We start from the raw sequence: 18,138 nt of genomic DNA, 5'->3' as shown, positions 1-18,138 counted from the left end.
TCCTTCCCGGCGTCCGTCAGCCGACTCGTTCGAGCACGATCGCCATTCCCTGGCCCATGCCGACGCAGAGCGTCACGAGCGCGAGCTCCGCGTCGTTCTCATGGAGGATCTGCATCGCCTGACCGATCAGGCGCGCGCCGGTCATGCCGAACGGGTGGCCGAGCGCGATGGCTCCGCCGTTGACGTTCACCTTGTCCTCGTCGAGTCCGAGTGCACGTTGCGACGCCACCACCTGCGCGGCGAACGCCTCGTTGATCTCGATGACGTCGAGGTCGTCTGTCGTCAGGCCGCACCGGGCCAGCACCCGCTCGGTGGCGTCAACCGGACCGAGACCCATGATCTCGGGGGAGAGGCCCGATGCGGCGGTGCCGATGACGCGCGCCTGGACCGGCGCGTCGAGGGTGGCGGCGATCGTGTCGCTCACCACGACGAGTGCCGCAGCGCCGTCGTTGAGCGGACAGCTGTTGCCGGCGGTGACGGTGCCGTCCGGGCGGAAGACCGGCTTCAGCTGCGACAGGCCGTCGAGCGTGGTGCCGGGCCGCGGAGAGTCGTCATGCTCCATCCACGTGCCGTCGGCGAGCTTGACGGGGGCGATCAGTCGGGAGTGGGAGCCGGCTGCCTCGGCTGCGGCGTACCGTTGCTGCGATCGCAGGGCGAAGGCGTCCTGGTCGGCGCGGCTGATGCCGCACAGCTCGGCGACGTTCTCGGCGGTCTGTCCCATCGGGATGTAGTAGTCGGGCAGATCGCCCTCCTCGCGCGGGTCTCCCCACGTGCCGCCGCCACCGGTCGCCCGGAGCGAGGTCCGGTCCTGCGCGGCGGCGAAGTCCGGGTGCTCGGTGCCCGCCGGTGCAGGTCGGTAGCGCGAGACGCTCTCGGCCCCGACCGAGAGGAACGCCTCGCCCTCCCCGGCGCGGATCGCGTGGAACGCCATGCGCGTGGTCTGGATCGACGAGGCGCAGGCGCGGTTGACCGTGACCGCGGGCAGATCGTCACGCCCCAGGAGGACCGCGACCCGTCGTCCGAGGTTCTGCGACTGCTCGCCGGTGTGGTTGGAGGCTCCGATATAGAGGTCCTCGATCGCCTCGGGGGCGAGCCCGGGCACCTTGTCGAGCGCCGCCTGGACGACTGTGGCCGCAAGGTCGTCGGCGCGGGCATCGACCAACGAGCCCTTGTGAGCGCGCCCGATGGGCGTACGGGCGGATGCGACGATGACGGCGTCTGGCACGTTCATCTCCTTCGAGTGGTGGGCGCGGGGATCTCTGTCACAACGATCTACAATATTGACGTCGAAGTCAATAACGCCGGTCGCCGGAGATCACGACCGGCCCGCGGCGTGTCTACCGACTGGAGCGGCTGATCAGGCGCCCGAGGTTGGCCTGGAACTCGGGCTCGTCGAACGACCGGGTCTCGGCGCCGAGCACGGCGGCGAGATCGCCGTCGAGCCGGTCGCGCAACGGCTTGTCGAGCGCTCGCAAGGTTTCGCGTACGGACTGGGGCGGCATCGCCGCGACGCGACGGGCCAGCTCGAGCGCCTGCTTGAGCGCCTCGCCCGACGGTGCGACCCGGTTGGCCAGACCGACGCGGAGGGCCTCTTCGGCCGACATGCGCCCGCCGAGCAGGATCCACTCCTTTGCGCGCTGCAGGCCCATGTGCTGTGGCCACGTCATGACCGACCCGTCGCCCGCGACGAGCCCGAGCGAGACGTGAGGATCAGCGAAGAACGCGTCCTCCGCCATGACGACCAGGTCGGCGAACCCGGCCACGCTGGCGCCGAGGCCCACCGCGGGGCCGTTGACGGCGGCGATCAGGGGGAGGGGGAACTCGACGATCGCACGCACGATCGCCGCGGCCTCAGCCATCACTTCGTCCCGCAGCTGGGGGTCCTTCACCATCCGGTCGAGCAGCCCGAAGTCGCCGCCGGCCGAGAACGCTTGCCCGGCGCCGGTCAGGACGACGGCGCGGAGACCGTCGATCGCAGCGACGTCGTCCCAGATCGTCGCGAGCCGCGCGTGCAGGTCGGGGTTCGACGAGTTGAGCGAGTCGGGCCGGTTGAGAGTGACGACGGCGATCGTGTCGTCCACCTCGACGGTGATGACGTCCTGGGGCATGGCGCGCCTTTCGGTGGGAGACTCACAGTCTGCGCCAAAACCTTAGTCGACGTCAATATTGCTTCTGACGACGAATGCGCCAGCGCGGGGTCAGGTCTCGTCGGAGCTGATGCCGAGCGCGTTGCACCACAGGAGCGTCAGCTGCTCGACCGCCTCATTGATCTCGAAGTCGCCCCCGCGGATGAACATCTCCTCGGCGAACCGCGCGACCATGCTGCCGAGGGCCGTGGCGGCGTACCGGACGTCGACGCGCGCGTCGGCCAGCCCCTTCTTCTGCAGCTTGGCGATCGAGGACTCCATCCGGGACGCGAGGTGGTCGTCGCGGCGCTTGCGCACGGCCTGGACCTCGGCGTCGTAGCGGCTGACCTCCTCGATCACCCGCATGATCTTCGCTTCCTTCTTGTAGGCGCGAAGGTAGGAGCGGTTGGCGGCCCGGATCCGTTCGACGGCCGGCGGCTGCTCGCCCTCGAGGGTCAGGTCGTCCATCCCGACCAGGCGAACCTCGACCTGCTCGGCGATCTCGCGGAAGAGCGTCTCTTTGGAGTCGAAGTAGTGGTAGAAGGAACCGTGCGAGACTCCAGCCTCAGCAGAGATGTCGCTGATCCTGGCCTGAAGGAATCCGTCGCGCTCGAACACCGTCTTGCCGGCTTCGAAGAGGCGCACGCGGGTGCGGCGGCCTTTCGCGGATCGCGGTGTGCTGTCGACCATTTTTGGTCCTCCTTCTGATTGCGACGTCAGAGTACACAGCGGGTCACCCCGTCGCAGCGCGGCCGGGCTTCATCGAAGCCACGATCTCGATCGCACGCTCGACCAGTCGGGCGGTCGTCCCGTCGTCGAGCACGCGGTCGTGGTACGAGCCGGCGAGCACCCTCGACCCGTCGGCCGGGACGAAGACGAACTGCGAGCGGACGCTCAGGATCTCGCCGTCGTCGGCGATCGTCGGCGATCCGCCGAGGTGGATCCCGGGCGGCGACGCGGCGGCGAACGCTGCCAGCGCCTCACGCCCCTCGACCCGCTTGCCTGCGAACGTGAGTACCCCGTCAGGGATGAAGATGTCCGCCCAACCATCGGCGTCTCGAGAGTCCACGCGTACGGCGTAGTCCGCCATCAGCGTGCTCACCCGCGCGTATCGTGCTCCGTCTGTGTCTTCCACTGCTTGCTCCTCGTTCGTACGACTCATCACGTGGTTGCACCGCCAGGGTGTTGAAGCCGCTCGGCGACGATCCGGCGTACGCCTCCACCGGCGAGGGCTCCGCGTCGGACCTTCCCGGTGGCGGTGCGGGGCAGGGGCGACTCCCACACCACGACCTCCTCCGGAAGCTTGCCCTTGGCGAGCCCTGCGGCGCGCAGCTGCTCGGTGATCGACCCGAGCGAGACCGTCGTCCCGGCCTGGGGGAGGACGGCAAGGGCGAGGTGCTCGCCCGTCTCGGGATCCGGCACGGCGTACGCGGTTGCCTCCTCGATCCCGCGAAGCAGCCGGGCCGCCGCGTCGATCTCGGGCAGGGAGATCTTCATCCCCTTGCGGACCACGACCTCCTTGAGCCGTCCGGTGATCACCAGCCGGTCACGGTCGACCTCGTCGCGCTCGAGCCGCCCCAGGTCACCGGTCCGGAACCACCCGTCGGTCGTGAAGGCGTCGGTGTTGTCGTTCGCGTCGGCGTACCCCAGGAACAGCATCGGACCACGGAGGAGCACCTCGCCGGAGGGGGCGATCGCGACTTCGGAGCCGGGCCCCGGCGCGCCGTCGTTCGCGAGTCGTGCATCACCCGTGTCGGAGGGAAGGGAGAAGGTCGCGACGGGAGCCTCGGACGAGCCGTACACGCGGCTCACGACGATTCCCCACCGGTCCGTCGCGAGCTCCAGCAGGTCGCGCGGGATCATCGCGCCCCCGAGTGCGACGGCTCGGATCGGCAGGCGCTCGAGCTCGCGCCGCCGGGCCTCTCGGAAGAGCTCCTCCGCGATGATCGGCGCGCCCCCGAGCGTCGTGCACCCGTGGCCGAGCACCCGCCGCAGAGACGGTTCAGGATCGAAGCGGTCTTCGAGGACGAGGCTGCCGCCGGTGTCGATGGCGAGGTGGACGTGCATGATCCCGGTGATGCTCGCGACCGGGCTGCTGAGGAAGGCCGAGTCAGCCGCAGTGAATGACAAGGCCGTCGCCATGTTGCGTGCCCCCGCGCCGATCGACCTCAGGCTGTGGAGCACCGCCTTCGGACGACTGGTGGTGCCGGACGTGAAGAACACCGACGCTCGCATCGACGGATCCGGCTCCACCCACCTACGGTCCGGGTCGCCGACCGCGCCCAGATGGTCGAGGTCGAGCACCGCTGCCCCCAACTGGTCGAGATCGAGACTCGTGACGAGATCCCGGGTCGACACGACGAGATCGGCACCGAGCGCTTCGAGCGCGTGTCGAACGTCGGCGATCCCACACCTGCGGTCCAGGAGCACGGCGGTGGCGCCGGTCCGGAGAACAGCGAGGTAGGCGGTGACAGCGGCAGCCGAGACCGGGGCCACGATGAGGACGGCACGTCCCGGCCTCGCGCCCGAGCGCCGCAGCCGGCCGACGGCGACCGCCACGGCGTGCTCGAGCTCGCCGTACGTCCACGAACGGGCGTCGTCGACGAGCGCGATCCGTGACGGCTCCGCGGCCGCCCAGCGCTCGAGACCGTCACGCAACCGGTCGATCGAGATGTCCGCGGCGGGACCTGGTGCCGACAGGCCGAGCTCGGCGAGGATCGTGTCAGTGTGTTGACCGAGACCGGGGACGGCCGCGAGCGGCTGCTCCCACGTGGTCGACTCGAACGGCGCGCGCAGGCTGGAGACCGGGCCCACTGGGGAGTCGACCTGCGCCCACCGGTCTCGCGCGACGATCTCCGGGTGACGTGCCGCCTCGGGAACGCTGCGCAGGACGGCGCTGCCGATCCCGGCCCGGTCCGCACGCGCGCAGATCTCCTCGGCGTCGTGCTCGACGGTCCACCGGCGGATCTCGGCGTTGATCGCGTCGGTGTGGCGCCAGCGCTGGTCGTTCGTCGCGTACTCGGGATCCTCGGCCAGGTCGTCGCGCTCGATCAGGTCCCGCGTGAGGCGCTGCCACTCTCCGTCGTTCGTGGTGCCGAGCACGACCGAGCGGCCGTCTCGCGTCGGGTACGAGCCGTACGGGGCGACCGTGGGTGAGCTCATCCCGTGCGGCGGCCGCTCCTGACCCGTGTACAGCGCGTGCAGCAGGGAGAAGCCAAGGAAGTCCGCGGAGACGTCGAACATGTTGATGTGCAGTGCGGCCCCGCGGCCGTGCTCGTGCCGTGCCTGGAGGGCGGCGAGCACGGACACCGCTGTCATCAGTCCGCTTCCCACGTCCGCCGAAGGGATCGCCGGCCGCGCCGGTCGCCCGGGCCAGCCCGTCGAGGCGCACGAGCCGGACTCGGCCTGGACCAGCAGGTCGTACGCCCGCCGGTGGGCGTGGGGTCCGTCGTGGCCGTAGCCCGAGATGTCGACCGCGACCTGGTGCGGGCGAGCCGCGACGAGACTCTCGGCGTCGAGTCCGAGACGAGCAGCCGCGCCCGGCGCGAGGTTCTGGACCACGACGTCGGCCCGGTCGAGCAGCGCCTCGAGCGTCGGACGAGCCGCGGGGTCCTTGACGTCGAGCGCGATCGACTCCTTGTTGCGGTTGAGCCACACGAAATGGGTCGCAAGTCCGCCGGCGTCCTCGTCGAACCAGCGTGTGAAGTCACCGGTGCCGGGTCGTTCCACCTTGATCACCCGCGCGCCGAGGTCGGCGAGGACACGGGTGGCGTACGGCGCCGACACCGCCTGCTCGAAGGCGACGACGGTGATGCCGCTCAAAGGGGCGGTCAGGGGGCCCACGTGTTCCTCCAGGCTGTTGCGCTGCATAGGACGCAACTATAACTTTGACGTCGATGTCGAAATCTAGTCCTTCGAGCAAGGAGTTGCCGTGGAGATCGTCGCCACCGGGACCGACGACGTGACAGCGTCATTGGATGACGGTGTCCTGGTCGTCACCCTCGACCGCCCCGAGGTGCGCAACGCCCTCTCGCTCCCGCTGCTCGAAGGACTGGCCGCGGCGCTGGACGTCGCCTCCGGGTCGGCCGAGGTTCGAGCACTGGTGCTGACCGGTGCCCGTGGCGCTTTCTGCGCGGGTGGCGACGTCGGCCTGATGGCGGCTGGGCGGAGCATCTTCGGTGCGGCCGACGATCCAGACGGCCGCGCGACCGCCCAGGCAGATCTCCAACGCCGCACCGTGGTGAGGCTGCGCGAGCTCGCGAAGCCGACGATCGCGATGATCCCGGGGCCGGCGGTGGGCGCGGGTCTGGCATTGGCGCTCGCCTGCGACGTCCGCTACGCCGCGAGCTCCGCGGTGCTGATGACCGGGTTCGGGCGCGTGGGCCTCGCGGGAGACTTCGGCTGCAGCTGGCTGCTGCACGACCTCGTGGGTCGAGCGGTCGCGCGGGAGCTGCTCTACTCCTCCGCGGCCGTCCCCGCCGACGTCGCGCTCGCGCGCGGACTCGTGAACGGAGTCCATCCCGACGACGAGCTCGTGGAGCAGACGATGCGAGTCGCACGACGGTTCGCGCGGGTGCCGGCTCCGGCGGTTGCGGTGATGGCGGCGACCTCCGACCTCGTACCAGCCCTCTCGTTCGCCGAGGCGTGCGACCGTGACGCCGAGGAGCACGTACGACTCACCGCCACGCCCGAGCACCGAGCACTCGTGCAAGCCCTGGTGGCTCGCCGATGACCGCACGTCGGGTCGCGCTGGTGACCGGAGCGGCACGCGGACAAGGGCTGGCCGTGGTGCGGACGCTGCTGGACGACGGATACGCCGTGGTCGCCTGCGACGTGCTCGCGGACGAGCTTGTGAGTACGGTCGAGCCGCTGCCCCGCGACGCGGTGCTCGCGCAGCGGCTCGATGTGACCTCGGCCGACGAGTGGCAGGAAGCGATCGCCGCCGTCCGTGAGCGGTTCGGCCGTCTGGACGGCCTCGTGAGCAACGCCGGGATCCTGCACCGCTCACCGCTGCTCGAGGAGGATCCCGCCGACTTCGAGCGTGCATGGCGGGTCAACACCCTCGGTCTCCTGCTCGCCCTCCAGACGTGCGTCCCTTTGCTGCGTGAAGGCACGGCGCCGGCGGTCGTCGTCACCGCGAGCAACGCCGCGATGCGTCCCTTCGCCGAGCACGCCGGCTACGGGGCGTCGAAGTGGGGAGCCCGCGGCTTGGCGCAGAGCGCTGCGGTCGAGCTTGCCGAGCTCGGGATCCGCGTCAACACCCTGCTCCCGGGAGCGATCGCGACACCGATGCTTCCCGAGGCGAGCATCCCCAGGATCTCGTCGTGGGTGCCTCTCGGGCGACCGGGTCGCACCGACGAGATCGCGTCCGTCGTCTCCTTCCTGCTCTCCGAGCAGGCTTCCTATCTCACCGGCGCCGAGATCCTCGTCGACGGTGGCCAGCTGCTGAGGACCCACCTATGACGATGCGCATCTCGATCCACTCCTCGACCACCAACCACGGCAGCGTCGCGCAGGTCGTGGACGAGGTCTCGAGGGTCGGTCGGACAGGACTTGCGGGCTACTGGGCGCCGATGCTGAACGGCCTCGACACCCTCACCGCGCTCGCGGTGGCGGCGAGCCGGGTCGAGGACGTCGAGATCGCGACGGCCGTCGCTCCGATTCCCCTCCGCACGCCGTATGCGCTCGCGCAGCAAGCGCTGACCGTGCAGGAAGTGTCCGGAGGTCGCTTGACCCTCGGGCTCGGGACGTCGCACAAAGATCTGGCCGAACGCCTGTTCGCGGCCGAGTGGGGCTCGCCGATGGCCACGATGCGCTCGTATCTCGCCGAGCTGCGCAGTCTGCTCGGTGGCGAGCAGCCCGAGCGGCTGCAGCCGAGGGCGCCTGCGCCGCAGGTCGTGCTCGGCGCGGTCAACCCGGTCATGGCGGGGTTCGCTGCCGAGCAGGCGGACGGCGTGGTCACGTGGGCCTCCGGACTGCGCACTGTCGAGCAGGTCATCGTGGCGGCGGCCGCCGGCCGTACGGAGCCGTTCCGGATCGTGACCGCGCTCCCGCTGTGCGTGACCGACGACGTCGACGCGGCCCGCGCGGCGATCCACCGCAAGCTCGGCGCGAACGACGCGCTGCCGTCGTACCAGCGAGTGCTGGAGCGCGAAGGTGCCGACGGTGTCGCGGCCCTGTCCCTCGTCGGCGATGAGGCGACCGTCGCCGGCCAGCTGCACCGGTTCGCCGACGCGGGCGTCACCGAGTTTGCGGCCCACGTCGTGGCGCGAGGGGACGACGACGAACGCACCTGGCGGTTCCTCGGTGGTCTCGCAGCGCAAGGACGTTGACGGGATGTGACCTGCTCCATAAACTGACGTCGATGTCAAAGTCGTTTTCTGATCCGCGTCACCTTCGTACGACCGAGGTAGGGAGATTCGCAACGTGGGCGTGTTCGCACAAGCCGTCTGGGGCTCGATAGTCACAGGCTCGCTCTACGGGCTGGTCGGAGTGGGGTTCGTCCTCCTCTTCCGGGCGTCGAAGGTCCTGAGCTTCTGCCAGGGCGGGTTCATGCTCCTCGGCGCCTTCCTCTTCTACGACCTGGTGAAGAACGAACAGCTGCCGTTCCTCGTCGCGACGGCGATCACGGTGACGCTCGTGGCGATGTTCAGTGCGTTCGTCTACATCGTGGTCTTCGCGAAGGTAGCCGCGCGAGAGCCCTTCGCCACCTCGGTCGCCACGATCGGCCTGGCGGGGGTGCTCCAGGCCGTGGTGGCGGTGCGCTACGGCACCAGCCCGCTCGCCCTGCCCGACGTCGTGGGCGACCGTTCGTTCCAGGTCGCCGGCGCCACCATCACGGTCGCCGACCTCGTCTCGGTCGGCATCACGCTGCTCGTCGTCGCCGCGATCCTGCTGATCCTCGCCAAGACACAGCTCGGTCTTCAGATGAACGCCGTCGCCGACAACCCGGGCCTGTCGGTCCACCTGGGCGTGAGCGCGGCGCGGATCGCGACCATCGCGTGGGGCCTGGCAGGACTGACGGCGGCCTTCGCGGGCATCGCCTTCGCGCTGCGGTCGTCGGTGGACCCGGTCGGAGTCGCCAACATCGGCTTCTTCGCCTTCCCCGCGATCATCCTCGGTGGCCTCGACTCGGTGCCGGGAGCGCTCTTCGGAGGGCTCGTCCTCGGCGCGCTGCAGAACGCGGTGGCGGCCACGCTCGGCACGGACTGGGTGGACCTGGTCGCCTTCTCCGTGATGCTCGCCTTCCTGATGGTTCGTCCGACCGGCCTGTTCGGCAAGGCCGAGGTCGTGAGGTTGTGATGGACATGTCCCCCGCGCAGGTTCCCGAGATCGCCGACGCCCCTGTCGACGCGCGATCGTCCTCCGACGCGCCAGACCCGTCCCCCCAGTCGGGCGGGACCGGTGGTCGCACCGGCCGGCTGAAGGACGCGCTCACCCGTCCGGGCGCTCCTACCCATCTCGCGGTGACCCTCCTGCTCGTTGCAGCAGCGCTGTGGGCGGCTGGGGCTGGCCCCTACATCAACCTGATCGCCCAGTCGTGCGCGATCTTCGCGATCGCGTCGATCGGTCAGTCGATCCTGGTCGGCGGCGCGGGCCAGATCGCGCTGAGCGGCGGCGCCTTCATGGCGATCGGTGCGTTCACCGCCGGCATCATGGTCAGCTGGGGGGTGGAGAGCTTCCCGGTCGTCCTGCTGGGGTGCACGCTCGTCGGCTGGACGGTAGGGGTCGTGTCCGGACTGCCCGGCCTGCGCTTCAAGGGCCTCTACCTGCTGCTGTCCAGCCTGGCGCTGCAGTTCATCGTGACGTCGCTGACCCGGCAGTACCAGGCGGAGTACCACCCGGCCGGGCTCGTGCTGCCCCCGCTGGAGATCGGCTCGTGGGACCTGTCGTACGGGACGAACCTCTACTGGACGCTGATCGTCATCCTCCTCGTCATCTACGCCGCCACCGCCCTCGTCGAGCGCACGGGCATCGGGCTCGCGTGGCGCGCGCTGAAGGAGAGCGAGGTCGCGGCCGCGATGAGCGGCGTCGACGTCGTCCGCTGGAAGCTGTACGCGTTCGCGGCGAGCGGTGCCGTCACGGCGATCGCGGGTTGCCTGTTCGCGTACTGGGTCGGTCGCGCGGACTACGAGTCGTACACGCTCACGCTGACCATCACCCTTGTCACGATGATCTTCATCGGCGGTGTCAGCTCCCGGTTGGGCGCGATCATCGGCGCCGTCGTCATCTCGGTCCTGCCGTACTTCCTCCAGAACCAGGTGTCGGTCTGGATGCAGAACGCCGGGATCAACTTCGACTGGTACCTGAGCAACGTCAACACCGTCAACGCAGGACTGTTCTCCCTGCTGTTCCTGCTGGTGATCCTGTTCGAGCCCGACGGCATCGAAGGCATCCTGCGCAAGCTGGAGTCGAGGATCAGGGCGCTCGTCAGTCTCGTCGGCAAGAAGAAGGCGGCCGCTCGATGAACGCGATCCTCTCCGTACGAGACCTCACCGTCTCCTACCGCGGCGTGCCCGCCGTGACCGGCTACGCGGTCGATCTCGAGCCGGGCACCCTCACGATGATGCTCGGACGCAACGGCGCCGGGAAGACCTCCACGCTCCGCGGGATCGTCGGGTTCCTCCCGGGCGAGACCGGCCGGTCCAACGGGCGGATCGAGCTGCTCGGCAAGCCCGTACGACGACCGCACCCGCTCACGCTCTCGCGCGCCGGCCTCGAGCTGATCGCCGAGCGGAACAAGGTGTTCACTGGGATGACGGTCGACGAGCAGCTGCGCCTCGTCGCTCCGACCAAGGCGCTCAAGAACCAGGTCCTGGAGTACTTCCCTCGGCTGGCGGACCGGCTCATGGTCAGGGCCGGGCTGCTGAGCGGCGGTGAGCGACAGATGCTCGCGACGGCGCTCGCCCTGCTGCGTACCCCGAAGGTCCTCCTTGTCGACGAGCTCTCGCTCGGACTGGCGCCCGGTGTCGTGCGCGAGCTCATGCAGTACCTGCGGCGGCTCGCCGACGATCAGGGGCTCGCCATCCTCGCGGCGGACCAGTCGGTGTCGGAGTCGCTCGCGGTGGCCGATCGCGTCCAGGTGATGGACGACGGCCTGGTCGTCGCCGAAGGCGCCATCGACGAGCTCGATGTCGAGGGAGTCCTCGACACCTACCTGGGTCGGGAGAAGGTGTGACCGTGCTGCTGGCACTCGAGAGCGTGGACGTCGAGCTCGGAGGAGTCTCGATCCTGCGTGACATCAACTTCGAGGTGGAACGAGGACAGACGTTCGGCATCGTCGGTCCGAACGGCGCAGGGAAGACGACGATCCTCAACGTCGTCAGCGGCGTCGTCCCGACCGTGCGTGGCGAGGTGCTCTTCAAGGGCGAGAGGCTGACCGGCACCTCTCCCCACAAGGTCCGCAATCACGGCATCGGTCGCAGCCTGCAGTCGACCCAGTACTTCACCCACCTGACCGTCCTCAACCTCGTCTCGCTGGGGCAGCTCAAGAACTCGGTCTGGGGGGCGCTGCGGTTCTCCGACCACCGACGCACCCAGTTCGAGGCGGCGAGCCGCAGCCGCGCGATGGAGGTGCTCGAGCTTCTCGACCTCACCTCGTACGCCCACCGGCCGCTCGGCGAGCTGTCTAGCGCGGTGCAGAAGCTGGCCGACATGGCCCGCGCTCTCGCGGTCGGCAACGAGCTCATCCTGCTCGACGAGCCGACTTCAGGCGTGAGCGCGAGCGAGCGAGGGGCGATCGCCGAGGCGCTTGCCGAGATGCGCCGGCTCGGCCGGACGATCGTCCTGATCGACCACGACCCCGGCTTCGTCGTCAGCAACTGCGACCAGCTGATGGCGATGAACTTCGGCGAGGTCCTGCGTGTCGGTGAGCCCGGCGCGGTGATGTCGAGCGCCGAGGTGAAGCGGTCGTACCTCGGGCAGTCCGCAGAGTGACCGGTCAGCACAGCCAGTTCCCACACCACGGAGGTACGAGATGACGTCCACGCGCACGCGACGCATCAGGCCAGTCGTCGCTGTCGGCACTCTCGCGCTCGCGGCCTCCGCGTGCGGGGGAGACGGCGGGGCGAGCGGATCGTCCGGCGACGGGACCTACACGTGGGGCATCAACGCCGAGCTCTCCGGGGTCACCGCCTACTACGGCGAGGGCATGGAGGTCGGGATCCAGGCGTACCTCGACGAGGTCAACGCCGACGGCGGGATCAACGGCCACAAGATCGAGCTCGTCACGCTCGACAACGCCGCCGACGCCTCGCGCACTGCGACGAACACCACGCAGCTCGCCACCGCGGACGAGGTCAATGCGATCTTCGGCTTCGTCCTGAGCGCCAACTGCTCGGCGGGGACACCGGTCGCCGAACGGTACGAGGTGCCGCTGGCGTGCATGTCGCTGGCAGAGGCGAACGACTACGCGTTCAGCCTGGGTGCCGACAACACCAAGGCCGGCAGCGCCATGCTGGCGGCGGCGTCGGAGGTCGCCGGGGTCGACTCACCCCGCGCTGCGCTGGTCAACATCAACACGCTGACCTCGGTGGGCTTCGGCGACCAGGTCGAGGAGAAGGCAGCCGACGCCGGCATCGAGATCGTGACCCGCCAGGAGATCGACCTCGCGGCGAGCGACTCCTCCGCGCAGGTCGCCAAGATCGTCGCGGCGAAGCCGGACGTCGTCATGATGAGCAACACCGGACCCGGCTTCCTGAGCGTGCTGAAGGGGGTTCGAAGCGCTGGGATCGACGCTCCCTTCATCTGGGTCGACGGCACGGGCAACCTGCCGTCGCTGGCGGAGTCGACCGACAAGAACGTGTACGCGCTGACGGTCAACGAGGTCGTCGACCCGGCCACCGCCGAGGGCGCCGCCTCCGAGTTCCTTGACGCGGTCGAGGGCGAGATGCCGTCGGACAACGTGCTCGAGCTCAACGGTGCCTACACCGTTCCGGCGTACATGACGGCTCGTCTCTTCGGTGCGGCCCTCGAGGAGTGCGGCTACCCGTGCAGCGGCAAGCAGCTCAAGGAACAGCTCGAGCAGACGACGATCGAGCTCCCGGGCCTCGCGGACGAGTTCGGATACGACGGCGACGACCACTACCCGTACGCCAAGTGGCACCTCTACCGGATCACCGGTCAGGACGTCACGTACGTCGAGTCCTTCGAGTCGGATTGAGGCGTGAGATGTCCAGCATGAAGGTTGCCGTCGGGATCGACCCGCGGACGGACATCGGATCCATCCGCGACCTCGCCGTCGGCTACGAGCGCGCAGGCGTCGACGTGATCTCCGTCCCCGAGTCGTACGGCTTCGACGCCGTGAGCATCCTCGGGCTCCTCGCCGGCATCACCGAGCGGGTCGAGCTGATGTCGGGCATCGTGCCGATCTACTCCCGGACTCCCGCGCTGCTCGCCATGACCGCTGCCGGCCTCGACCAGGTGTCCGACGGGCGGTTCACGCTGGGTCTCGGAGCGAGCGGACCACAGGTCGTGGAGGGGTGGCACGGGCTTCCGTACGACGCGCCGCTAGGCCGCACGCGGGAGATCATCGAGATCCTGCGCACCGTGTGGCGCCGCGAGCACCTCGACCACCAAGGACGTCGGTACGAGATTCCCCTCCCGAAGGAGCGCGGCACCGGCGCCGGGAAGCCGTTGAAGATGCTGCACCGTCCGTTGCGCGCGGAGATTCCCGTCCTCATCGCGGCGCTCGGTCAGAAGAACGTCGAGCTCGCAGCCGAGGTCGCCGAGGGGTGGATCCCGTTCCTCTACATCCCGGAGAAGGCTGATCGCGTGTGGGGGAGCGCGATGGATGCCGGTCTGGCGAAGCGGGACACGAGCCTCGGACCGTTCCAGATCGTGTCCGGAGGCCCGATGGCGGTCGGCGACGACGTGGAGCACCTACGTGAGCTCGATCGAGCGCACCTGACCTTCTACGTCGGCGCGATGGGCCCCCGCGAGGCCAACTTCTACAACCGGGTCGTGCGCCAGTACGGGTGGGAGGCCGAGGCAGAGAAGGTACAGGACCTCTATCTCGACGGGCACGTCGCCGAGGCGACGGCGGCCCTCCCCACCCAGCTGCTCGAGGGAACATCGCTGATCGGTGACGAGTCGTACCTCCGTGACCGCCTCCAGGCGTACAGGACCAGTGGCGTCACGGTGGTCCAGGTGACGCCCGTCGGTCCCGACCCGATGGGTGACCTCCATCGGTTCGCCGAGATCGTGCACTCCCTGTGAGCACCACGACGATGCGGGAGGTCGTCGTCTGCGAGCCCGTGCGGACCGCGGTCGGCGCGTACGGGGGAGCCTTCCGATCGGCGAGTGCGGTCGACCTCGGCGTGAGCGCGTTGCAGGGACTGCTGTCCCGTACCGGTCTCGACCCTGCGGTGATCGACGACGTGATCCTCGGCCACTGCTATCCGACCGCGGACGCGCCGGCGATCGGCCGGGTCGTCGCGCTGGACGCGGGGCTCCCGGTCACGGTCGGGGGGCAGCAGCTCGATCGTCGTTGCGGCTCGGGTCTGCAGGCGGTGCTCACCGCGATCCTGCAGGTGGGTACCGGCGTGAGCGAGGTCGTCGTCGCCGGCGGCGTGGAGTCGATGAGCAACGTCGCGTTCTTCTCGACGGACATGAGGTGGGGTGGTGCACGTTCCGGGGTCCAGATCCATGACGCCTTGGCGAGAGGGCGGGTGACCGCGGGGGGACGGCTTCATCCGGTGCCGGGAGGGATGATCGAGACCGCGGAGAACCTGCGTCGCGAGTACGCGATCGCGCGCGAGGAGCAGGACGCGCTCGCCGTCGAGTCGCACCGTCGTGCGGTGGCCGCGCAGAGGAGTGGCGTGTTCGCCGAGGAGATCGTCGGGACCACCGTGTCCGAGCGCCGCGCGGAGGTCGTCGTCGACCAGGACGAGCATCCGCGTGCCGATGCCAGCCTCGAGACGTTGGCATCGCTGAAGCCGATCCTGCGAGCGTCGGACCCCGCCGCCACAGTGACGGCGGGCAACGCCAGCGGTCAGAACGATGCCGCGGCACTCGTTCTCGTCACCTCGCGAGAACGTGCCGACCAGCTCGGGTTGAAGCCGTGGATCCGGCTCGTGTCGTCAGCCGTTGCCGGGGTGGAACCGAGCCGGATGGGCATCGGTCCGGTCCCGGCGACCGCGCGTGCGCTCGACCGGGCCGGGCTGACGCTTTCCGACATCGACGTGATCGAGCTGAACGAGGCATTCGCCGCGCAGGCCCTCGCCGTGATGCGGGAGTGGCGCTTCACCGACGACGACCTGGCGCGTACGAACGTCCACGGATCCGGCATCTCGCTCGGCCACCCGGTCGGGGCGACCGGCGCGAGGATGCTCGGAACGATGGCGCGTGAGCTCGACCGGCGCGAGCAGCGGTACGGGCTCACGACGATGTGCATCGGCGGCGGTCAGGGCCTCGCGGCGGTGTGGGAACGCGTCCGGGCGTAGGCGCGACAGCCGTCCCGGCTCACCAGTTGCCGGCCAGTGTGATGCAGTACGGATGCCCGCCGGGGTCGATCAGCACCCGCCACGTCTCGCCGGGTTGCTCGTCCGGGACCCTGGCCCCGAGGTCCACCATGGCCTTCTCGGCGGTCGCGAGATCGTCGACGGCAAGGTCGAGATGGAACTGCTTCGAGCCGTGCTCGTTGGGCCACGCCGGCGCTTCGTAGTCGGGGATCGAGCCGAAGCCGAGCGCGTGGGAGGGTCCGGTGAGCATGGCGTACTCGTCTTGGGAGTGCGCCACCTCCCAGCCCAGCACCTCGGACCAGAATGCTGCCGACGCCGGGGCGTCCGCGCAGTCCAGAGTGATCATCTTCAACTCGGCCAAGCTCATGCTTCTCCGCTCCGCGACGAGACCTCTCGTCGCTGATGGTGTCGTGGACAGAGCGCCAGCATCGCCGGATCGGGGTCGCGCCGGCTTGAAGAAACGCGACACGGTGGCGACGCCTGTGATCCGGCTAGACCGCAGAGGTGGTCTTCGGAAAGGCCACAGACGCGGCCACGGCGCCGGCTGCGGCGATCACGGCCAGCGTCGCGAATGCGGCGCGCAGTCCCTCGATCTGTGGCGGGCTGTCCGCCCCGGTCGTACCAGCCACGGTTGCAGCCACGGCCGTGACGATGACGACGCCGAGGGTCGAGCCGATCATGAAGGAGGTCTCCTCCAGCCCGGAGGCGGCACCGGCATCGTCGGGGTCGATGTCGCTGACGGCTCCGATCTGTCCAGCGACGAATGCTGCACCCATGCCGACGCCGAACACCAGCAGGCCGCCGATGAGCAGGGGCACGCCGGCGTCGTCGGCAGGGAGAGCGGTGAACGACGCGCAGGCGATCGCCAGCATGGCGAGACCGACGGGCGCGACGCTTCGGAGGCCGTGTCGTGTCACCATCCGCTGACCGTAGGCGACGGCCAGCACCGAGCTGAGTGTCATCGCCGCGAGGATCAGGCCGAATGCGAGCGAGGTCAGTCCGAGGACCTGCTGGGCGTACACGGTCGTCAGCGTCAAGAGGCCGTCGACGCAGATGCCGCTGGCGACGACCACGATGTTGCCGACGACGAGTGCGCGTGACTGGAAGAGCCGGGCCGGAAGGATCGGGTCGGTGCTACGGCGTTCGACGACCACGACGGCTGCGGCGATCGCTGCCGAGAAGGTCAGCGGGAGCCAGACCCGCGGTGCCCATCCCGAGACGGGGACGGCGAGGAGCCCGAGCACCAGCAGCATCAGCGCGGCCGACACCAGCGCGCCACCCACCAAATCGAGGCGGCGGTGCCCGAGCTTCTTGGACTCCGGGAGCCAGCGGGGAGTGAGAAGGACGACCAGCAGGCACACGGGGATGTTGATGAGGAAGATCCACGACCAGCCGAGGCGGTCGGTGACGAGTCCTCCGAGCAGCAACCCGGCGGTCGCGCCGATCCCTCCGAGGCCGCCCCACACTCCGAGCGCCCGGTTGCGGCGGGGCCCCTCGGGGTAGAGGGCCAGCAGCAGCGCCAAGGCTGCTGGTGTGAGAGCGGCGGCGCCGATCGCCTGGACGGCACGGGCCGCGATCAGGACGGCGCCGGAGGTGGCGAGGCCGCACCCCAGCGATCCCAGGCCGAAGACCGCGACGGCGGCGAGGAACACCCGTCGGCGGCCGAGGATGTCGGCCATGCGGCCGAAGGGAAGCAGGAAGCCGGCCACGACCACCCCGTAGACGGCGACGACCCAGGCGAGCGCCGTCGGCGTCATCGCGAGATCCGCGCCGATCAAGGGCAGGGCCGTGAAGATGCTTGTCGAGTCGAGCACGACCATGAAGAAGGCGGCGCACAGCAACCCCAGCGCGGGTGCAGCCCCGACAGGGGTGGCCGGCCTCATCGGGAGCCGGCGCCCAGTGGCAGGGGAAAGCAGTCGATGATCTGGTCGAGCAGGTCTCGTCTGCCGGCGACAGCGATCATGCCGCTCTCGAGCGCGGCATCGAGCGTCGCCTCGGTGTAGACGACGGACGCGAGGACCTTCGGATCACCGCCGATCTCCACGTCGACGTCAGGGTCGTCGCTGCGGAGGACGGCGAGGGTGCCGTCATCGACGGTTCCCGCGAACCGCTCGTCGCCGAGCCGGACGGCGAACCGCGCCGTGACTCCCCGGGCGCGAGCGGGGGAGAAGTTCGTCCTCAGCGACAGGATGAACGACGACGCGCTGAACGACAGCGTCGACGGGCCTTCGCTCGTCGCAGCTCCCCACCGCCCGAGGGCAAGGATCGCGGGCTCAAGCTCGCGACCCCACGGTGTCAGCTCGTACACGGTGACGGCCGTCGGCGGTGGCAGCTTGCGTTTGGTGAGGACTCCTGTCTGTTCGAGCTCGCCAAGACGCGTGCCGAGGATGTTGGTGCTCACACCGGGCAGCGCCACGGCGAGGTCGGTGTATCGCTTCGGACCGAGGAGGAGCTCGCGGACGACGAGGAGCGCCCAGCGTTCTCCGACCACGTCGAGCGCTCGCGCCACGCCGCAGGCATCGGAGTAGGTACGCATCCAGGGACGTTATCAG

The 18,138-nt window shown here is 69.6% G+C and carries 18 protein-coding genes; 10 read left to right on the top strand and 8 right to left on the bottom strand.

Annotated elements, in window-relative coordinates:
- Positions 1–16: 16 nt before the first annotated feature.
- The 5 genes from AB3M34_RS15750 to AB3M34_RS15730 form a co-directional block, all read right to left on the bottom strand.
- The gene (locus tag AB3M34_RS15750; RefSeq protein WP_370615305.1) at positions 17–1,225 is read right to left on the bottom strand and encodes an acetyl-CoA C-acetyltransferase; all 1,209 of its coding nucleotides are present in this window, start codon (positions 1,223–1,225) and stop codon (positions 17–19) included.
- Positions 1,226–1,337: 112 nt separating this feature from the next.
- A complete protein-coding gene (locus tag AB3M34_RS15745) occupies positions 1,338–2,108 on the bottom strand; it encodes an enoyl-CoA hydratase/isomerase family protein (protein ID WP_370615303.1) in 771 nt (256 codons plus the stop codon).
- A 90-nt stretch (positions 2,109–2,198) separates the two neighbouring features.
- Positions 2,199–2,816: a TetR/AcrR family transcriptional regulator gene (locus tag AB3M34_RS15740; protein WP_370615301.1), complete on the bottom strand. Its 618-nt coding sequence runs from the start codon at positions 2,814–2,816 to the stop codon at positions 2,199–2,201.
- Between the two features lie 43 nt (positions 2,817–2,859).
- Positions 2,860–3,228, bottom strand: coding sequence for a nuclear transport factor 2 family protein (locus AB3M34_RS15735; RefSeq protein ID WP_370615299.1), 369 nt, complete (start codon positions 3,226–3,228; stop codon positions 2,860–2,862).
- Between the two features lie 59 nt (positions 3,229–3,287).
- Complete coding sequence (locus AB3M34_RS15730) at positions 3,288–5,969, bottom strand: CoA transferase (protein WP_370615297.1); 2,682 nt, start codon at positions 5,967–5,969, stop codon at positions 3,288–3,290.
- Between the two features lie 88 nt (positions 5,970–6,057).
- On the opposite strand from AB3M34_RS15730, the gene AB3M34_RS15725 reads away from it, so the two are divergent.
- The 10 genes from AB3M34_RS15725 (at position 6,058) to AB3M34_RS15680 (ending at position 15,568) form a co-directional block, all read left to right on the top strand.
- Complete coding sequence (locus AB3M34_RS15725) at positions 6,058–6,858, top strand: enoyl-CoA hydratase-related protein (protein ID WP_370615296.1); 801 nt, start codon at positions 6,058–6,060, stop codon at positions 6,856–6,858.
- Positions 6,855–7,589 carry an SDR family NAD(P)-dependent oxidoreductase gene (locus AB3M34_RS15720; RefSeq protein ID WP_370615294.1) on the top strand — a complete coding sequence of 245 codons (735 nt, stop codon included), beginning with the start codon at positions 6,855–6,857 and terminating at the stop codon, positions 7,587–7,589. The genes AB3M34_RS15725 and AB3M34_RS15720 overlap by 4 nt, the downstream gene beginning before the upstream one ends.
- Positions 7,586–8,458: an LLM class flavin-dependent oxidoreductase gene (locus tag AB3M34_RS15715; RefSeq protein ID WP_370615292.1), complete on the top strand. Its 873-nt coding sequence runs from the start codon at positions 7,586–7,588 to the stop codon at positions 8,456–8,458. Before AB3M34_RS15720 ends, AB3M34_RS15715 begins: the two co-directional genes overlap by 4 nt.
- Before the next feature lie 94 nt (positions 8,459–8,552).
- Positions 8,553–9,428: a branched-chain amino acid ABC transporter permease gene (locus AB3M34_RS15710; protein WP_370615290.1), complete on the top strand. Its 876-nt coding sequence runs from the start codon at positions 8,553–8,555 to the stop codon at positions 9,426–9,428.
- A 5-nt stretch (positions 9,429–9,433) separates the two neighbouring features.
- Positions 9,434–10,594, top strand: a complete 1,161-nt coding sequence (locus tag AB3M34_RS15705; RefSeq protein ID WP_370615288.1) for a branched-chain amino acid ABC transporter permease — start codon at positions 9,434–9,436, stop codon at positions 10,592–10,594.
- Positions 10,591–11,304: an ABC transporter ATP-binding protein gene (locus AB3M34_RS15700; RefSeq protein ID WP_370615286.1), complete on the top strand. Its 714-nt coding sequence runs from the start codon at positions 10,591–10,593 to the stop codon at positions 11,302–11,304. Before AB3M34_RS15705 ends, AB3M34_RS15700 begins: the two co-directional genes overlap by 4 nt.
- 2 nt (positions 11,305–11,306) lie before the next feature.
- Positions 11,307–12,062, top strand: coding sequence for an ABC transporter ATP-binding protein (locus AB3M34_RS15695; RefSeq protein WP_370615285.1), 756 nt, complete (start codon positions 11,307–11,309; stop codon positions 12,060–12,062).
- A 40-nt stretch (positions 12,063–12,102) separates the two neighbouring features.
- Positions 12,103–13,287 (top strand): ABC transporter substrate-binding protein, encoded by a 1,185-nt coding sequence (locus AB3M34_RS15690; RefSeq protein WP_370615284.1) that lies wholly within the window; start codon positions 12,103–12,105, stop codon positions 13,285–13,287.
- 17 nt (positions 13,288–13,304) lie between these two features.
- Positions 13,305–14,342, top strand: a complete 1,038-nt coding sequence (locus tag AB3M34_RS15685; RefSeq protein WP_370615282.1) for an LLM class F420-dependent oxidoreductase — start codon at positions 13,305–13,307, stop codon at positions 14,340–14,342.
- Positions 14,339–15,568, top strand: coding sequence for an acetyl-CoA C-acetyltransferase (locus AB3M34_RS15680; RefSeq protein WP_370615280.1), 1,230 nt, complete (start codon positions 14,339–14,341; stop codon positions 15,566–15,568). Before AB3M34_RS15685 ends, AB3M34_RS15680 begins: the two co-directional genes overlap by 4 nt.
- A 19-nt stretch (positions 15,569–15,587) precedes the next feature.
- On the opposite strand, the gene AB3M34_RS15675 is transcribed toward AB3M34_RS15680, so the two are convergent.
- The 3 genes from AB3M34_RS15675 to AB3M34_RS15665 form a co-directional block, all read right to left on the bottom strand.
- Positions 15,588–15,947 (bottom strand): VOC family protein, encoded by a 360-nt coding sequence (locus AB3M34_RS15675; RefSeq protein ID WP_370615279.1) that lies wholly within the window; start codon positions 15,945–15,947, stop codon positions 15,588–15,590.
- Positions 15,948–16,077: 130 nt separating this feature from the next.
- Positions 16,078–17,469 carry an MFS transporter gene (locus AB3M34_RS15670; protein WP_370615277.1) on the bottom strand — a complete coding sequence of 464 codons (1,392 nt, stop codon included), beginning with the start codon at positions 17,467–17,469 and terminating at the stop codon, positions 16,078–16,080.
- Positions 17,466–18,122, bottom strand: a complete 657-nt coding sequence (locus tag AB3M34_RS15665; RefSeq protein WP_370615275.1) for a winged helix-turn-helix transcriptional regulator — start codon at positions 18,120–18,122, stop codon at positions 17,466–17,468. Before AB3M34_RS15665 ends, AB3M34_RS15670 begins: the two co-directional genes overlap by 4 nt.
- Positions 18,123–18,138 lie beyond the last annotated feature (16 nt).

This window comes from Mumia sp. Pv4-285 (assembly GCF_041320275.1).
Classification (GTDB): domain Bacteria; phylum Actinomycetota; class Actinomycetes; order Propionibacteriales; family Nocardioidaceae; genus Mumia; species Mumia qirimensis.
The sequence above is the reverse complement of the archived record's forward strand: the minus strand, read 5'-3'. Positions and strand labels throughout refer to the sequence as shown.